The organism is Dyadobacter sp. 32, assembly GCF_902506755.1.
Classification (GTDB): domain Bacteria; phylum Bacteroidota; class Bacteroidia; order Cytophagales; family Spirosomataceae; genus Dyadobacter.
Window position 1 is genome coordinate 4,101,905 of sequence record NZ_LR735258.1, and the last position, 16,446, is coordinate 4,118,350.

Annotated in this window: 13 protein-coding genes; 8 read left to right on the forward strand and 5 right to left on the reverse strand. The window is 42.3% G+C overall.

What is annotated here, in order from left to right:
• Positions 1–89 precede the first annotated feature (89 nt).
• Both DYADSP32_RS16540 and DYADSP32_RS16545 read right to left on the reverse strand, forming a co-directional pair.
• On the reverse strand, positions 90–1,280 hold the full coding sequence (locus DYADSP32_RS16540) for a FecR domain-containing protein (protein WP_414617845.1): 1,191 nt from the start codon (positions 1,278–1,280) through the stop codon (positions 90–92).
• A 348-nt stretch (positions 1,281–1,628) separates the two neighbouring features.
• Entirely contained in the window at positions 1,629–2,204 is a 576-nt protein-coding gene (locus DYADSP32_RS16545) for an RNA polymerase sigma-70 factor (protein ID WP_414617846.1), read from the reverse strand.
• Between the two features lie 346 nt (positions 2,205–2,550).
• On the opposite strand from DYADSP32_RS16545, the gene DYADSP32_RS16550 reads away from it, so the two are divergent.
• From DYADSP32_RS16550 to DYADSP32_RS16580, 7 genes are all read left to right on the forward strand, one after another.
• Complete coding sequence (locus tag DYADSP32_RS16550; RefSeq protein WP_149241704.1) at positions 2,551–3,522, forward strand: hypothetical protein; 972 nt, start codon at positions 2,551–2,553, stop codon at positions 3,520–3,522.
• 63 nt (positions 3,523–3,585) lie between these two features.
• Positions 3,586–3,945, forward strand: coding sequence for a hypothetical protein (locus DYADSP32_RS16555; RefSeq protein ID WP_149241703.1), 360 nt, complete (start codon positions 3,586–3,588; stop codon positions 3,943–3,945).
• Between the two features lie 97 nt (positions 3,946–4,042).
• On the forward strand, positions 4,043–4,441 hold the full coding sequence (locus DYADSP32_RS16560) for a GreA/GreB family elongation factor (protein ID WP_149241702.1): 399 nt from the start codon (positions 4,043–4,045) through the stop codon (positions 4,439–4,441).
• A 308-nt stretch (positions 4,442–4,749) separates the two neighbouring features.
• The gene (locus DYADSP32_RS16565) at positions 4,750–5,151 is read left to right on the forward strand and encodes a GreA/GreB family elongation factor (protein WP_149241701.1); all 402 of its coding nucleotides are present in this window, start codon (positions 4,750–4,752) and stop codon (positions 5,149–5,151) included.
• A 178-nt stretch (positions 5,152–5,329) separates the two neighbouring features.
• The gene (locus DYADSP32_RS16570) at positions 5,330–6,007 is read left to right on the forward strand and encodes a VTT domain-containing protein (protein WP_414617847.1); all 678 of its coding nucleotides are present in this window, start codon (positions 5,330–5,332) and stop codon (positions 6,005–6,007) included.
• Between the two features lie 175 nt (positions 6,008–6,182).
• Positions 6,183–7,097, forward strand: a complete 915-nt coding sequence (locus DYADSP32_RS16575; protein WP_149241699.1) for a BRCT domain-containing protein — start codon at positions 6,183–6,185, stop codon at positions 7,095–7,097.
• Positions 7,098–7,382: 285 nt separating this feature from the next.
• Complete coding sequence (locus DYADSP32_RS16580) at positions 7,383–9,275, forward strand: AAA family ATPase (RefSeq protein WP_149241698.1); 1,893 nt, start codon at positions 7,383–7,385, stop codon at positions 9,273–9,275.
• Between the two features lie 60 nt (positions 9,276–9,335).
• Here DYADSP32_RS16580 and DYADSP32_RS16585 read toward each other — a convergent pair whose 3' ends face one another.
• From DYADSP32_RS16585 to DYADSP32_RS16595, 3 genes are all read right to left on the reverse strand, one after another.
• On the reverse strand, positions 9,336–12,530 hold the full coding sequence (locus DYADSP32_RS16585; RefSeq protein WP_149241697.1) for an RNA-directed DNA polymerase: 3,195 nt from the start codon (positions 12,528–12,530) through the stop codon (positions 9,336–9,338).
• Between the two features lie 367 nt (positions 12,531–12,897).
• The gene (locus tag DYADSP32_RS16590; RefSeq protein ID WP_149241674.1) at positions 12,898–14,271 is read right to left on the reverse strand and encodes an IS4 family transposase; all 1,374 of its coding nucleotides are present in this window, start codon (positions 14,269–14,271) and stop codon (positions 12,898–12,900) included.
• A 135-nt stretch (positions 14,272–14,406) separates the two neighbouring features.
• Positions 14,407–14,844, reverse strand: coding sequence for a VOC family protein (locus DYADSP32_RS16595; RefSeq protein WP_149241696.1), 438 nt, complete (start codon positions 14,842–14,844; stop codon positions 14,407–14,409).
• 469 nt (positions 14,845–15,313) lie between these two features.
• On the opposite strand from DYADSP32_RS16595, the gene DYADSP32_RS16600 reads away from it, so the two are divergent.
• The gene (locus DYADSP32_RS16600) at positions 15,314–16,336 is read left to right on the forward strand and encodes an LLM class flavin-dependent oxidoreductase (RefSeq protein WP_149241695.1); all 1,023 of its coding nucleotides are present in this window, start codon (positions 15,314–15,316) and stop codon (positions 16,334–16,336) included.
• Positions 16,337–16,446 lie beyond the last annotated feature (110 nt).

Consider the following 16,446-nt stretch of genomic DNA (forward strand, 5'->3'; position numbering starts at 1 on the left):
ATGGTTCGCACTGTACAATCATTAACAAGCCCTTATGTACCGGTAGCGTGCCAGCGCTATCGGTTTTTTTATGCCTGTGGTCTTTTCATTTATTGTCTTTCCTGAATTGATATTTTCTTTCCTTCAATTTTAAATTTCAGCTCCCCCGACATTTCCAGCATTTTGAGCACCTGAGATAGCGTTGTATTGCGTGAGATAACCGCCGTAAAATGCAGGTCCGGAATCTGTTGCTCGTTTTCCACCTCTATGCCATACCAGCGTTTCAGCTGACGAAGGATGGTCTTCAGATTTTCGCTTTCAAACTGGAAATAGCCGTTTTTCCAGGCGACTGCTTCGTCCAGGTCTACGTATTTAACCTGTATCTTATCCCCTATTACTGCCTGCTCGCCAGGAGCAATGATTCTATGGCTGGTTCCCTTACTCACCTTCACGGATCCTTCCAACAGCGTCGTTCTTGATGCTCCTTCATTGGCATAAGCCATGAAGTTGAAATGCGTTCCGAGAACTTTCACACGCGTTTCACCTGCCTGCACAACGAATGGCATGCCCGAATTTTTCGCAATTTCAAAATAGCCTTCGCCCGTCAGATCCACCGTTCGTTCAGATCCTGAAAAGGCTGTTGGAAAATGTAACGAAGACTCCGAATTGAGCCAGACCTTGCTGCCATCGGGCAATACGACGTGATATTGCCCACCCACCGGTGTATGAATTGTGTTGTAGGTAATTTCCACACTACCTTTCTGACCGAGGATTTCGTAAACAATCTGTCCGTCTATTTTACTGATCTTGATGCCGTTTTCTTCCTTTACAGTTCCATTGGTCATATCTTCAAGCGACAGCACCGAGCCATCGGCCAACGTGAGTGTTGCTTTGTCTCCGCCCGGCAACACATCATTTTTCGGGATCGGTATTTCAACCTCAGCTATTTTCGAACGCTTATCATTATACGTATATCGAAAAGCCACATAGGAGAACATCCCTATCAGCATCGCCGCCACTAAATACTTCCAGTATTTACCAACAGGCGCCGGGCGCTGCCGGGGGGATTCGTTAATCATTCTTGTCAAATTCTCCCATGCCGCCCCCTTATCCACTGAGGAAAAAAAATGCAGATCGTTAGCCAGAACTTCTTCGTTTTCCAGACTATCAACCAGTTGCTTGTGAGTGACATCCTCTTCCAGCCAATTCCTGAATTGCTCATGCTCCTCATAGGACAAGTCTCCTTTGAGATATCTGGAAATCAATTCAGCTTTCAAGATCGGATCTTGCTCCTTTGCCATATCAAAAATACTTATTACAACACTAAGACGAGTTGGGAAACAAAATGGGTGAAAAGAAGTAAGAATAAAAACAGATTTATTTTTACTTCTTTTATATACGCTTCCGCGCATTAAACATAACAAACTCAAAAACAGCGTTTTGTTACCTACGTAATCCCTGTGTAACAGCATGCCAACCAAGACGACTTAATCGCTGTGCGACAAACTGAATTCGCTCTAAAGCCGCCGGAATAAAAGAGGGAAGGCTTCAGAAATCTGTAAGTGGTTTGGAAAACAAATTTCTACAACAGACAACGATAATTCAAATAGTGAAAGTGGATCTCTCTAAAAACGGAATGCTCAAGACACTCAGAACAAAAGTTGAAGAAGTAGCAAAACCAATGCAGTAGACGACAACTTCAGTCGTAGCAACTGAAGAGCACGTTGCTTCTGCGTTTTAACCGTATTGATGGACACGCCCAGGTCGTCGGAAATTTCTTGATTCCTCTTCCCCTGTAAGTAACTCATTTCCAATACCTGTCTACATCCTGTGGGCAACAATTCGATCGCATTGAAAATCTCAGACAATACCTCGGCACGGATCATTTCATTTTCAACAAAGCTTTCTTCAATGGGATCATCGTCAAGCTGATTGCGAAATTTCTGAACTACCATTCGATGTCTCAATAAATCCATGCAGGCGTTTCGAACCGTTGTGTACAAAAAGCTCTTCACAACACCAGGCTCTCTACCCAGCTCATCCTTACAGTTCCAATAGCTTACAAATGCATTTTGCACGACATCTTCCGCCTCCTGCCTATCACCAATCAGGTTATTTGAAAAAAATACCAGTCCGGTATAACTCTTGACAAATACCGAAGTAAAAGTCAGGTCATGCGTTACATTTCCGCTTGAAAATACCGGTAACTCGTCCAAAGATCTCAAAACAAATGAGGTTAGGAATATTTAACTAATGAATTCCGCGCCTGGTGACGTGGACAAAAAAAGAAATCCTACATAAAAGTACTAGTATTTATGGAAATCACAACAATTTATATTCTTTCATACACAGAAAGTGATTCAGACCATATTTAAGCCCTGGGTTTACCAAAATTTCTCGAAACAGCCGCCTGGGCACACGGTCGGAAACAACGATTCTCACACCCATCCCGCCTAAAACCAAACGTGGCAAGATGTCTGCGAAGGGAAATATAATCAATCATCCAATTGAATATTTGGTTGATAACATTTATGATCGTAAATTTACAACTGTAAAAATACAAAGGCAACTATGACTTACATCAGCGCGCAGCCCTACCTGACCAATTCCTGGGAAGACATATGTTATCCGGTAAACCCTGTGTGGTTGTCCGACTTATTGCCGGACTACGATATCATGGCTACTGACCGCCAGCAAATTATTGTTGGGCAAGCTCCCGGGGGAAGGAAAACAATTTTCGGTATACAAAGCGCTGACTATGCCATTATACCGAATGTTTTGATACAGGAGGTTGTAGACCAGCTCTTTGACGAATACAAGCTGCAGATAAAGTATACAACCACCGGGGAGTTCAGTATCAGCATTATTCTGCCCCAGGAGCTCTCCATCGGTGGAGAAAGTTTGCAGCGCAGCCTGATCTTAACCAACAGTTATAACGGTAAAACCCCTTTCAGTATTCAAGGGCAAACGATGAATACCATGCTAGACAGTCACAGCAGGCCGGGCAGTAGCATGTATAGATCCGTTTGCGAAAACGGACTGATGGGCTGGGCTGACTCGTTTATGGAATTATCCGATTATCAGTACTGGCTGAAAGGGAGCCCGAAAGAAAAGACAAACTTCGAGAAAGGCCGGATTGGTGCTACCCACTATTCAAAAAAAGATCCTGGCGTACGAAAAATACACCACAGCAGGCTCACACCCGACCTGTTTCAGCAGCAGTTGTCTGAACTACTGACTGAACAAAGTCAGCAACGGGCAACATTAACAGCAACAATCTATGAACATTTTCAAAAAAGCACGGCAAACAAGGCAACTGAACAAATGCTTAAATCGCTGCCTATCCCGGTTCAACTGGCCAAGCAGGCTTATGAAAGGCTGAGATTCGAACAACGACTGTTGGGGGCCGACGCGTCCAACTGGCTGATGTACAACGCGGTCAATTACGCGCTTTTTAATGCACGCAGCAGTCTTACATTGAATGACCGCTACAAACTCGACGAAAAAGTGTTTCATCAGATTGCAGCAAGCACTTTTGCTTAGCAGAATCATCAGGCATACAACAAGTCACAGGTTCACGATTCAATTAGCTTACAATCATTTGATATGATGCAATCACCATATTTGAAAGCCGGAGCCGCTTCGATAGCGACGGCTCTTGCCGAAATGGAAGACATCTTCCAAAAGAATGATGCGCGTGACAGGGAAAGTATTCTTCTTACCCGACAGAAAGCTGATTTTTTAGTATATGTTAATTTTATCCAGGAGAATGCAATACTGTTTGCCGACGCTGGTTTCGGAAACGACCGGCAGCCAACTATGCCAATCAACCCGACGGCCCGAAATCGATTTGTGTCGCTCCTGAGCCGTGTAACCAAAGCACATGAAGGAATTTCGCGCCAGGAGCGTCTTTTTATTCATCGATTCTGGTCAGCGCTACAAAACAGCTTTCGACCTCAGCCATAACTATAACCCAAAACACTTATAAGCAGTTTAAGATCAAGACAAATCAGGGTAGCATGTATAGGATGTGAATAGTAAGTACCGATTAACTTTTTACGAAATGCACGACACAACGCCCATTTTACTTGGAAAAAGCGATTTCCGGATACTAAAACACCACATAGCACATTTATCCGCGGATGAGTCCCTTAGCGCCTTGCTGTTGCTATGTGAGCTTAGGTCAGCCATTGTGGTAGAAGATGAAATCTTGCCAGAAAATTGTGTGCGGCTAAACTCTACGATAAAAATCAGGGAGTGGCCAAGCAACGTCATCCGGGAATTCAGTATAGTTCCCCCGGAAAGCGCTGACCTGAAAAGAAAAAGAATTTCGTTTCTGGACCCATGGGGCGCAGCATTTATAGGGCTCTCTAAGACTGAAAAGATCGAAAGGGAGATCAACGGGAATTCCAGGTGCTTTGAGATTATCGATGTCAGACCCTTAAATACCCAGTTAAATTAAAATCGACGACCTGATTATGGAAATAGCCAACATACAATTTTTGTTCGGAAAAGAAGGGCAGCGGGTATCTCCCAGCCACACGGCCCGTATTTACTTTTCCTCCAATTTTAAAGACTTTCCGTTCCCCGCCCCGACCTCACTTTAAAACGCTGGGCTCGGGGCTACCCCCGGGTTAAGAGCCAACCGTTTACTCAATAACCCTATTTTTCGTGTACTATGTGCTGAGCCCAATGAGGTTCGGTACAAGTGCATTTCCTGCTTATATCATAGCAGGCCGGATTATACTTTACATCTCAATCAAAATAAATATGAATAACGAAAAAAACCACGTCATCCTCAGCGAAGAAGATTTCCGGATGTTGAAACAGTTTGCTGAAAATTTCCCGGGCGCCGGCAAGGCAAACGAAATGTCACTGTCTTACGAGTTGAGCCGCGCCGTGGTCGTGGAAAACGGAGAACTGCCCGCTGACAGCATACGCCTCAACTCGCATGTGAAAGTAAGGGAACTCACCAGTAACAAAGAAATGGAATTCTCTATCGTAATGCCTGCCTTTGCCGACTTTAACCATCGGAAAATCTCTGTCCTCACCCCGATGGGAGCTGCATTGATCGGCCTCCGCAAAGGTGAAACTGTGGAATGGAAAATGCCCGCAGGAATGAAAAAGTTCGAAGTATTGGACGTCACACAGGTGGTAGACGATAGGCAGTAAGAGCGTCGGGCACATGCTGGCCCCAATTCAGTTAACACGCAAAAGGAAAACAGATCATGGAAAATCCAGGACACAGACCCGCAACCGACACCTGCTATACGCTGATCTGTGCCTTTGCGGTTATGATCCTGTACATATCATTTTGTCTTTTGACATTAAGTATTTAAATACCATTACAGTGGAAATTTTTGACCAATTCCTCGATTTGTTTGTTCATCTGGACCAGCATCTGGGGCAAATCATACAGGATTATGGGGCACTGACCTACATCATTCTGTTCCTGATCATTTTTATAGAAACAGGTGTGGTGTTCATGCCCTTTTTGCCGGGCGATTCCTTGCTTTTTGCCGCTGGTATGATGGCGGCTAAATATCCTGATTCTCTCAACGTATGGCTTGTTGTGACTCTTCTGCTGGTGGCAGCCATACTGGGAGATACCTGCAACTATCTGTTCGGCAAATATTTTGGGCACAAGGTGGTGCAACGCAGGTTTATGGGAAAGGCACTTATACAACCCGAACATCTTGTCCGGACGCAAGGCTTTTATCAAAAATATGGCGCTTCCACCATCATCATTGCCCGCTTTGTGCCCATCGTCCGGACACTTGCCCCTTTCGTGGCCGGTATTGCCACGATGAATTATCGTATTTTTTTCAAATTCAATGTCGTTGGTGCCGTCCTGTGGGTGGCAGGTCTTACGTTTGCCGGATATTTCCTGGGCAACATCCCGCTGGTGCGAGACAATTTTGAAAAAGTGGTATTGGCTATTGTTGCCCTCTCCATCATGCCCATCCTATGGCAGTTGATCAAGGCAAAGTTTTTATCTAAGCGGCTACCCAAAGGTGCTAGCCATTAGGAGCAAGTTATGGAATATACAGAGGAAGGGATCGGACTTGGTATGAACATTGCGAACAACGAGAGCGCATTGACCTCCGGATACAAAAGTCTTACCGCTTAATAAGTTTTGCAGTTTACAGAAGTAGGAAGCAGCATAAGGTCACTTGTTCGCACAAAACCCTCTCAATCACGTTATGCTCGACACCTCTTCCTTCAACACGTACGACAATGACTCGTACACCATTTTCTGCGGACCGGCCCAGCTTCACAAAGATCTGAACACACTTTACGGCTACATCGTCGGTATCCAGGCGGATGGACACATCAACGCGACTGAAATCGATTTGCTCCGTTCGTGGATGAATTCCATTGGCTCTTTGCGCACAAAAGCGCCGTATTATAAACTTGTTGAAAAAATCAATGAGATCATCCGTGACGGTGTGGTAACCGGGGAAGAAGCCGAGGATTTGATCTGGCTTTGCAGAAGCTATCTGGATCACAGCAATCCCTATTATGACGTCATTACCTCTTCCGCGCAAAAATTGAGCGGTTTTCTGGCCGGCATTTCGGCTGACCGGACGATCAATATCGAGGAGCTGACGGCATTGGCAAACTGGTCTTCTGAAAATGCATCCCTTGTGCAAACCTGGCCCTTTGACACTTTGCTGCCCTTGATTGCACAGATTGAAACAGAAAAGCAGCTTTCCACCGGAGGGCACAGCCAATTGCTGGGCTTTTGCGAATCAGTATGTAATCTCAAACCGAGCCGGGAGGGGAAGACATCCATCGCGATGAAATTGTCCGAGGAAAAAGTACCTGTTATCATCCAGGAATCGACATTTTGCTTCACCGGCAAATCATGCAGATATACCCGTGAGCAAATGGCTCAGATTGTCGAATTGTATGGAGGTGTAGCCACAAACGCCATCACAGCAAAGCTTCACTATCTGGTGGTATGCGAAAACAGAAACCCCGCCTGGGCCTTTGAAATGTACGGGCGCAAGGTGGAAAAGGCCATGAACCTAAAAAAGAAAGGCGCCGGGCCGGAAGTCATTTTTGAGGAGGATTTGTTTGAGGCGTTGGGTGGGTTTGGGTTTTTGCATGGGTGAACTTGCAGCAACCTTGCCTTGCCAAAATATGCTGCCATATGTGTAACTTTCTCACTGATCAGATAAGTGTAGCGGTTTTATCGGACGTGTGTGTGGTTTCCTCAATACCTTACTCGCCAAAAGAACGGTGAGTACATGCCAGGGGAACCATTTCCGATGTCCAGAAATTCGGCTTAGTTTTTCGGATCGGGCTAGTCGCGTTAATCATCAGTAGGATAAAACTATTTGCAATTTTGCACCACATAAAAGAATGTATTTCTATAAAAATTATTCACCCTTCAGACTATGAGTGCTATTAGAATAAACCGATTGAAGTTGAAGAATTTTAGATCATTTGGTACCGAACAAACATTCAATTTTGCCGATGCGAAAAAACCAATTGCAATTATTGGCTATAATAATGCAGGAAAGACAAATCTCATGAATGCTCTGAGGTACGGATTGTATGAATCTGTTTACGAAGAGACATTCACTGTTAAGGATTTCCATAACTGCAGCTGGGATAATCCTCCATTTATCGAATTAGATTTCATGGGAACGGATTTGGGGAAGGATCTTATGCTACCCGCAAAATATACAAATAGTGTCAGTTTCGGAATAGGAAATCAGAGCATAAAAAGCGTCCGAGATGTATTACAAGGATCAAACTACTCGAAAAAGTATCAGATTAAGCAAAACGCAGCAATTTTTTACGTGAATTTCCATAATATCAAAGACGAGATATCAACTCAAAAAACTAGTTGGGGAACTTTGCGTTCTTTTCTGGGTAAGCATATTAAGAAAATCGTTGACAACGACGAAACAATGAAAAAGGGCAAACCGTATTTTAAAACCGCACTCGAAAAGGCAACGTCGAACATTTTACATGGAATAGTAGATATAATAAAGCCCGAGGAGGAAGGAAGTGTACATTTCAACGAAATTGCTGAGATCGACATGGAACCAGAGAACATCACTCCGGTTGATACAATTGCAACGCCACCAGAAACGGAACTAAAGCAATTTATCAACGCTATACAGTCAAACTATTCCACGAATCTCAGGGACAACACTTGTGTAATAGATTTCGGATTACCTAATTATGAGGACATATTTTTGCAGATGATGTTTAAGGTTGGTCTTAATGGCGACGAGAATAACTTAATTCCGATAAGTCATTTTGGTGATGGATTTATTTCAATGTTTGTTATGGCAGTAATTCAAGCTATTGCAGAGACAAATAAAACTGATAAATGTCTATTTCTTTTCGAGGAACCAGAGAGTTTCCTGCATGAAAATCATCAAGAGTACTTTTATCGCACAGTGTTATGCTCCTTAGCTGAAAAAGGACATCAAGTGATTTATTCGACCCATTCAGACAAAATGTTGAATATTTTTGATACTCAAAGCTATATTAGATTAGAATATGAAAGAGTAACGACGACAACTGGTAATGATTGGCAAACCGTGAATAAATACAATTCCATCGACAAGTTCTCGCCACACATTCCGAACATTCATACCGGACAAGATGAGGAAGGAGTAAACATTAAATATTATACCCAATTCATAACATCGTTAGAGCCGAATTTAAACAAGATACTGTTTAGTAAAAAGGTGATACTAGTTGAAGGCCCAAACGATGTAATGGTGTATAAGTTTCTGATAAGAAAGGGTGTTAAGGATCGCGCAATAATCAGAATGTCGGAATCCGATAGTATAAAATATGGTAAGACGTATCTAAATTTTGAGAATATTTCTATTATTCCCCACCATGGTAAATCTACGGCAATTCTCTTAATTCAGCTTTGCAAACATATTGGAGTGGATTATTACGTGATAAATGATTGGGATTTTAAAACGGATTTTCGCGAAGAATTGGAAAATGGTGTTGATTTGGAGGCCGAGGAAAAATGGAAGGAGATTTCTGCCGAGTTGAACAAAAAGGGGACTACACATTCTCTTGCGACATTGCGTGCAATGATTACAAATCTTCGAAAAATTCAAAGTGTGGCAGTGGCTGAAAAACTCCATTTCAATCTGCCTAAACTGGAAAGCGTTATGGGTTATGACTTTGATGATAAGGATAGTAAAAAAATGTTTGACGTGCTTATAAATATGGATCCAATTCCTGAGACTGTGTTTCCTAAGTCGCTTGTCTCTTTTTTAGAGATCGATAAAATTCCAAAAGCCCTGTAACAGCGAGGGGCCTTCGTTGCGCGTAACACCTTTCAAACACCTCAAGAACTCCCATTGTACCTATTCATCTGTTTTTTTAAATGACCTTCCTTCATGTCTCCTTCTGACGTCGTCACGACTATAGTCCGCTGGAGTCGGTTTGAAGGTTCCATCCTCCTTCTGTTGACCATATCCCATGTACTGGAACGCTCTCAACCTTTCAATATCAATCTCGCCTGTAAGTAATGTTGTATTCTTTCCTCCTTGGATCCGAACGAGGTCTTTTAACTCATTTTTTGAGGGCTGAATTATTCTGGAATCTCCATATTGATTGGTATTGACTTGAATGAAATAACAATGAAGATCCCTCGCCGATGATTCAGCGATATTCGAAAAATACTTTACATCAGGATTCCATTCGGCTGCCAGTATAAAATCGACTTTCGCTTTGAATATCGATCTATGATAAATGTCTGAAAGCTCAAAACAATAGTATATACTGAAATATAATCCACGCCAACGTATTAAGTGATAACGATTGGGTGTCGGTTTTGGAACCACTCGGTCATATTGCTCAATCCAAAAGCTCTCTGCCGGGGAATAATGATTTTTTAATCGTAAGATTGGCACAGCATCATTGACCCCATTTATATTGCATGGAATAATACACAGTACAAAATTGTACGCTATATTATTTTGAGTCCAATGCTCCAGACCGGTTATCACACATCGTTCGTTTTTCCATGAATATTCAAGAAAAGTTCTTACAAGGGATGGAGGTAGAGCCAATTCCGGCAATGCTACAATGTCGCATTTCTCGTGTTCGGCCATATTAAGAATCTTCGCAAACTCCTTATATCTTCCGTTCAAATTGGGCTCATTCAGCATCGCCGAAGAATAGTTTTTCTCATCTACCTTCATATTGGCTAAACCAACTCGCACATTAGAAAGCCTTGAGATCTTTCGGGATTTCACTTCCAGCTCATGTACTTCTAACTCACCACCATCAGTGTAAGTTTGAATCGGTTCATATTGGAAGATATCTTCTTTCAACTTCCGCTTAAACTCCCTATCATGAATATTCCAAAAATTTATCTTGTAAAACGTTTCAAAAGACGCATCTAGGTACATTTTCTCCCTTGATTCATTAAAGAGAAGATCGTTAATTGATCTTGCATTTCCAGATGGAACAGTCAGAACTCTCGATATGCATTGCATCCAGGCAACTTCACCGTATCTCACGCGTCTCGGGGAATATCTCAACTTATCTTTATCAAAATTGTATCCCTCCAAGCTCTTTAACTCTTTAAATGAGAATTCAATTAGTGACACATTTTCTGACCCTTCAATGTAATTTAATAATGGAATGCTTATATAGTTATGCCTGATTAAATTTGAATGCCTAAATGTCTTAAATGCATCATTGTGAATTTTAGGCTTCAAATCGCGTCTTGACTCAAAGGTATTTCTTCTTTGACATTCCTCAAATAACCGAAGGATGTCGGCCGGTAGCGTAAGATTTGGATCAAGGCCCCGCACCAGTTGAAAAGATAAAATAAATTGTTGTATCAATGCATATTTTACTTCAATTGATTTTATCTCGGTCGCACTTACACTATTAGATAAACTGATATTTTCTAGTTGACGAAGGGTCTCTCTTAGGTAGTTAAACAGATATGTTTTTTTATCGTTTACCAGTAGATAAGTGAGTAACCGCTCCCATTGTCTATAATGTTCAAGGTTAATAGTACCCTTAAAAAAAACCATTATCTTTTTTGCATCCTCATCTGTTCCTCGACTACCATTTCGCAACGTATAATAAATTTTCTTCGATAGGTGTGATGCGATTCCATATCTACTTTCTCGGTAGTCTTTAAGTGTCTTTATTTTGTGTTGAGAATCATCAAACACTAGTTCATATGCTTCATCATCAAATCCACTTTTCTCCAATTCGTCATCGGGCAAAAATCTGAATTCACTCGAACGCTTCTCTATCTCATTCTTAAACTTGTCTAGAAGTGCTAATGAGGAGTTTGCATCAAAAAAATAAATCAAGGTCTTAGATGCTTGAATAAATAGATTCTTATAACCTGTGAGAGCAAATACTTGATCTAATGTGCTTGATGCAGCCTTGTCGAAAGCCTGAGAGTCGGTATAAGGAGAATTCCTTAATTTTAAAACAGGATAAATGAGACCGATCACATACTTCTCTGATTCACGTAGCCTATCAATGCTATCAATGTAAGCTTTATACTTTGGATCAAATTTTTCACTTAAGTCAAACTTTATATCATTTTTTGCCGTCACTATAAATATATCATCTACGTAGCGACTGTAATAAATCGGATTGATAAACTCATTTACTCGTTTATCAAACCCGATTAAATACCAATTGGCCAACACGTAAGATGAAGGAAGTCCGATAGGCAATATATACTCGTCATCTTCAATCGTATTAATCAAACTATTAGGGTACCCGGTTCGCTTGATTTTGCTAGTAAAAATCTTGTGTAGCCGCCAAAATAGTTTGTCCAGATACTCCCATTCAACTAAGCATTCCGGATCAATATCTGATTGTACTTCAAGTTGCCTTAGGCGTACCGAATAGTAATAATCTTTGATGTCTAAATTAATAAAAAGTACATCTTCACCTTTTTCCAAATAGTGCTTTGCAGTACTGATACCTTCATCGCGCCACAATTGATATTGTTGATAGTATGGCTTAAATAGGCCTTCGTTTAGCACCAATCTAGGCTCTCCATCTTTCTGGATAGAAGTCTTCAATCTGTTCCCAAAACATTTGCTATCTAACAATAAATCAAGAGCTTGCCCTATCTTCATTATCCACAATATAGACAAAATGTATGCTTCTATAGGCGCGTCAATGAACAATGTCACTTTTGTAACATCGTAAGAGTCATTCGTTAGCTCTCTTTGATTGGTGAATACACTTTTGATAAGAACCTCATTTTCGTCCAAATTACCTACCTCATTTTCATGTTCGGTATAAGTTTTTACTTGCTTGGGCAATGCATAATAGCCGACTTCTGAAAATACATCATCCCAGTAGTCTTTACTTCTCTGATCTTCCCCCTCTTTCAAATTCCTTAATATTTTCTTCAAAAGCTTATTGGGATCTTTATTTTCATTCAACTCCGTGTCATACTCACATTCAGCCAATTTCCATCTCAGATATAGGTCACTATTGTCGTGATATGCTAATGTTTTCAACTTCTTATACGCACACAAGATATCGTCAAGAGTCAGGTTTGTCATTAGATAATTGGTTGGATTATAATGCTACTTAAGAGCGATGAAATAGAGAAGTCTCTCATCCAGAAATTATACCGGTTATCGGTCACTCCATATAACAAATATTTTATTGATTGCGAGAAGGTTTTCTCAAGCTGACCAGCAGCAGGGTGCGGAACATGACATGAATGAAAACGAATTGAAGTGAGTGTAGTATTACAGCCGGCAGCTGACCATCTGTAAGATTCAGAGCGTGAAGCCTGATTTTTTCATCTCTCGTGCAGCGGGTTATTGTGCAACCAACTGATTTCAATCTACTTTTTTGAGCCTGATGTGCCTGGATAGCATGGGGCAAAAGTCCTGTGAGACACCTAAAGTATATACACATCTTTTACGTGTATTCTTTCGCGAGTATAAATCCTTGAACTCTTTCATCGAACCTTTGTAATCCTATTAAAAAATCAATGGGTCCGGCAGGACGTTGGCTTTGATAACCACTCCATCCGGCTAATCTTGCTATGACCCAAGCAGCAAACGCAAGCGTATGTTGAGGATAGGGATTTTTAAGTTTTTCCGTGTTTCCCTCTAATTGTCTGTTGAGTAAAATCATACATTGCTGTTCGTTTTCATTAAAAGAAGCTGACATAGGCTGCCCGGTCTGGCCTTCGCGTGCTTTTATAAGCTGCATCACCTTTACTGCCGACATTAAAGCTAATACCGTCATCTTTTTGAGCTTTTCATAATCTCCCAGCTGACTCGTGTTTATTCTTAATCCTTTGCTTTTCAGTGTACGAAATACTTGCTCAACATTCCAGCGCTGCTTATACCAGTCAATAATCTGTAATGCTTTTTCCGGATCATTAATGTTATGTGAAGTCAATAATAACCACTGTATGGGCTCTTCATTATTAACGATGCTTTCAGGCAACTCCTTTACTTCAACCACATATGTACTGTAATACCCAGGAACCTTTCTGATGCTTTTACTCTCAGTTTTTCGCAAGGATACCTTTCCATATTTTACAACCATTTTCGCCGTATGAGCACTACGCTTATCGGTAGCTGGAACCTTGATCTGATAGCAGCTGGCCTCACTCCACTCTTTTACCTGTCCTGATATCGTCGTGCCACTTTCTGTGCCACGGTCAATCCTTGAACGAATTATATAATCAACCTGCAATTCGTCTGTAAGACCTGTCAGCAGAGGATATATATCTGCCTCTCTATCAGCAATAACCGTTTTAGATATAATATTAGAACATCGGGGAATAGCCTTTTTAATGCTGTCTAACCAGCGATAGCTTTCTTTTTCTTCAAATGGAGCCTTGCTTCTGGCCAGGCTTTTTTGATTATGTGTGAGTTCTTCTTGTGGCCACGGCCGACTGATAAATTCAACCGAGGCAATCCCATAACAAGCATGGTTCACTGCATCGATCGCCAAAACAGGATGTATATAAAATCCTTTGATTTGACCTTTATCTACTTTACCCAAATCCTTAATTGATCGTTCAAGGCTGAATCCGATCTGGGACGTATCCTCAATCAGTAAACAGTGCTCACTACTACCATGACTATCTATTTGGCGATAAAGTTCTTGCTCTAAAAAGTCCACTGATACCCGTTTGTTTCCTACAAATCTACCGAATTGAATTTCTTCCTTTCTGGTTGTCGACAATTTACGCAATGAAAGGGTTTGTCTTTCACTTATTCGCTTGGTAAGTTTATTAAATACTATTTTTAATCTGCGGTCTGGAAGTAATATCATCCAAAAGAAAGACTCAATACTTGTGTATATACTTTAGGTGAGACACAGGGCAAGGGAAGCGGAATGGTCTTTTGTAAACCACCCCGCCACCTCAATACATTCAGCCCTATTTCAGCATGAATTCCAAACAGGCACTTACACTTTCCCGTTATATTTCGGATCAAAATCCACCATCCATTCAATACCGTATTTGTCTCTGAACATGCCAAAATAAGAACCCCAGGGACTGTCGTCCATAGGTACTTCAATACTTCCGCCCTCGGAAAGTCCGTTAAACAATTTGTCTGCTTCTTCACGACTTTCCGCGCTGATCGAAATCTTGGATCTGTTTTCATTTTCATTAACCCGCCCCATAAATTCCGGCACGTCGTTGCCCATTAACACGTTTTGGCCGATTGGCAACGCGATGTGCATGAGCTTGTTTTCCTCACTTTCCGCAATCGGATGTTCGGGGCTTGACATTTCCTTGAAACGCACAATCATTGCAAATTCTCCGCCAAATACGGATCTGTAAAAATTGAACGCTTCTTCGGCGTTTCCGTTAAAGTTGATATGCGGATTGATAAGTGCCATGGTTTTTGACTGGTTTATTTTTATGAATTTATTTTGGTTTGCTTTTTTATCAAAGCATCAATGTGCTTATCTCCAGACCCTTTCCTCCCCGATTTCCGGACATCGACTCAATTTTTTTTGCCATAATTTTTTTCAGTGTTTGACTTGCGTATTACAGGCGACGGATAAGCTGTCTCCCCACGAACAATTTTAAACAAGGGCCGCCAGATCTGTCAGGAAAACCGGCATTATAACGCCCTTTTTGCCAAACATTTACTCGAATTTCAAAAATTCACGCCCATTTCGGAATTTTATTACCGTTTTTACTGAATCGCTGATAAGGTCAGGTATATATGGCCGCGAAAATCATCCGCCCCATCCAGCCTACAAAACCCATAACGTAACGCCTGGTTACACACTTCATCCAAAATCAGGAACTTTTAAGGCCTGATAAAATGTCTAATTCTTAAATGAATCTGAAAGACATTTCATGAAGAAGATAGGATTTTTATCGTTTGGGCACTGGTCTGCGCATCCGGCTTATAAGGCGCAGACGGCGAGCGACACCTTGCTGCAATCCATTGACCTGGCCGTTGCTGCGGAGGAAATCGGTTTGGACGGTGCTTACTTTCGGGTGCATCATTTTGCAGCGCAGCTGGCATCGCCTTTTCCGTTACTTTCGGCTATTGGTGCCAAAACAAGCAAAATTGAGATTGGAACGGGCGTGATTGACATGCGTTATGAAAATCCGCTGTATATGGTGGAAGACGCCGGCGCTGCAGATTTAATCTCGGAGGGGCGATTGCAGCTGGGTGTCAGCAGAGGATCGCCGGAACAGGTGATCGACGGCTGGCGGTATTTCGGATATGAGCCCGCTGAGGGAGAAAACGACGGCGATATGGGACGCCGCAAGGCACTGGAGTTTCTGGAAAAACTAAAAGGCAAAGGATTTGCACAGCCCAATCCAAACCCGATGTTTCCGAACCCGCCGGGCCTACTACGTCTGGAACCATATTCCGAAGGATTGCGGGAACGGATCTGGTGGGGCGCTGCTTCCAACGCCACCGCTGTGTGGGCAGCCGAAAACGGCATGCACCTGCAAAGCTCTACCCTGAAATACGACGAAGGCGGCAAGCCCTTTCATGTGCAGCAGGCGGAGCAGATCAGGCTGTACAAGGAAGCATGGAAAAAAGCGGGACACCAGCGCGAACCCAGGGTGTCGGTAAGCCGGTCCATTTTTGCCTTGGTAAACCAGCAGGACCGCTATTACTTCGGACAGGAGTCCGACCGGAGAGATAAAATAGGGATGATCGAACAGGACAAGCGTGCGATTTTCGGCAGAAGTTATGCCGCAGAACCCGATCAGCTCATTAAAGAACTGGCGCAGGACGAGGCCATTCAGGAAGCGGATACCATACTTTTGACCATTCCCAACACACTGGGCGTTGATTACAACGTACATGTGCTGTCATCCATTCTGGAGCATGTAGCACCCGGACTGGGCTGGCGTTGATCTGAAAGAACTCGAATATTTTTCGCGGGACAAAACCGGTTGAACCCGGCTTTTGTCCCGCTTTTTACTGCTTGTGTTTTATTTTTAGCTCAACGGCAAGCCTACCCGTC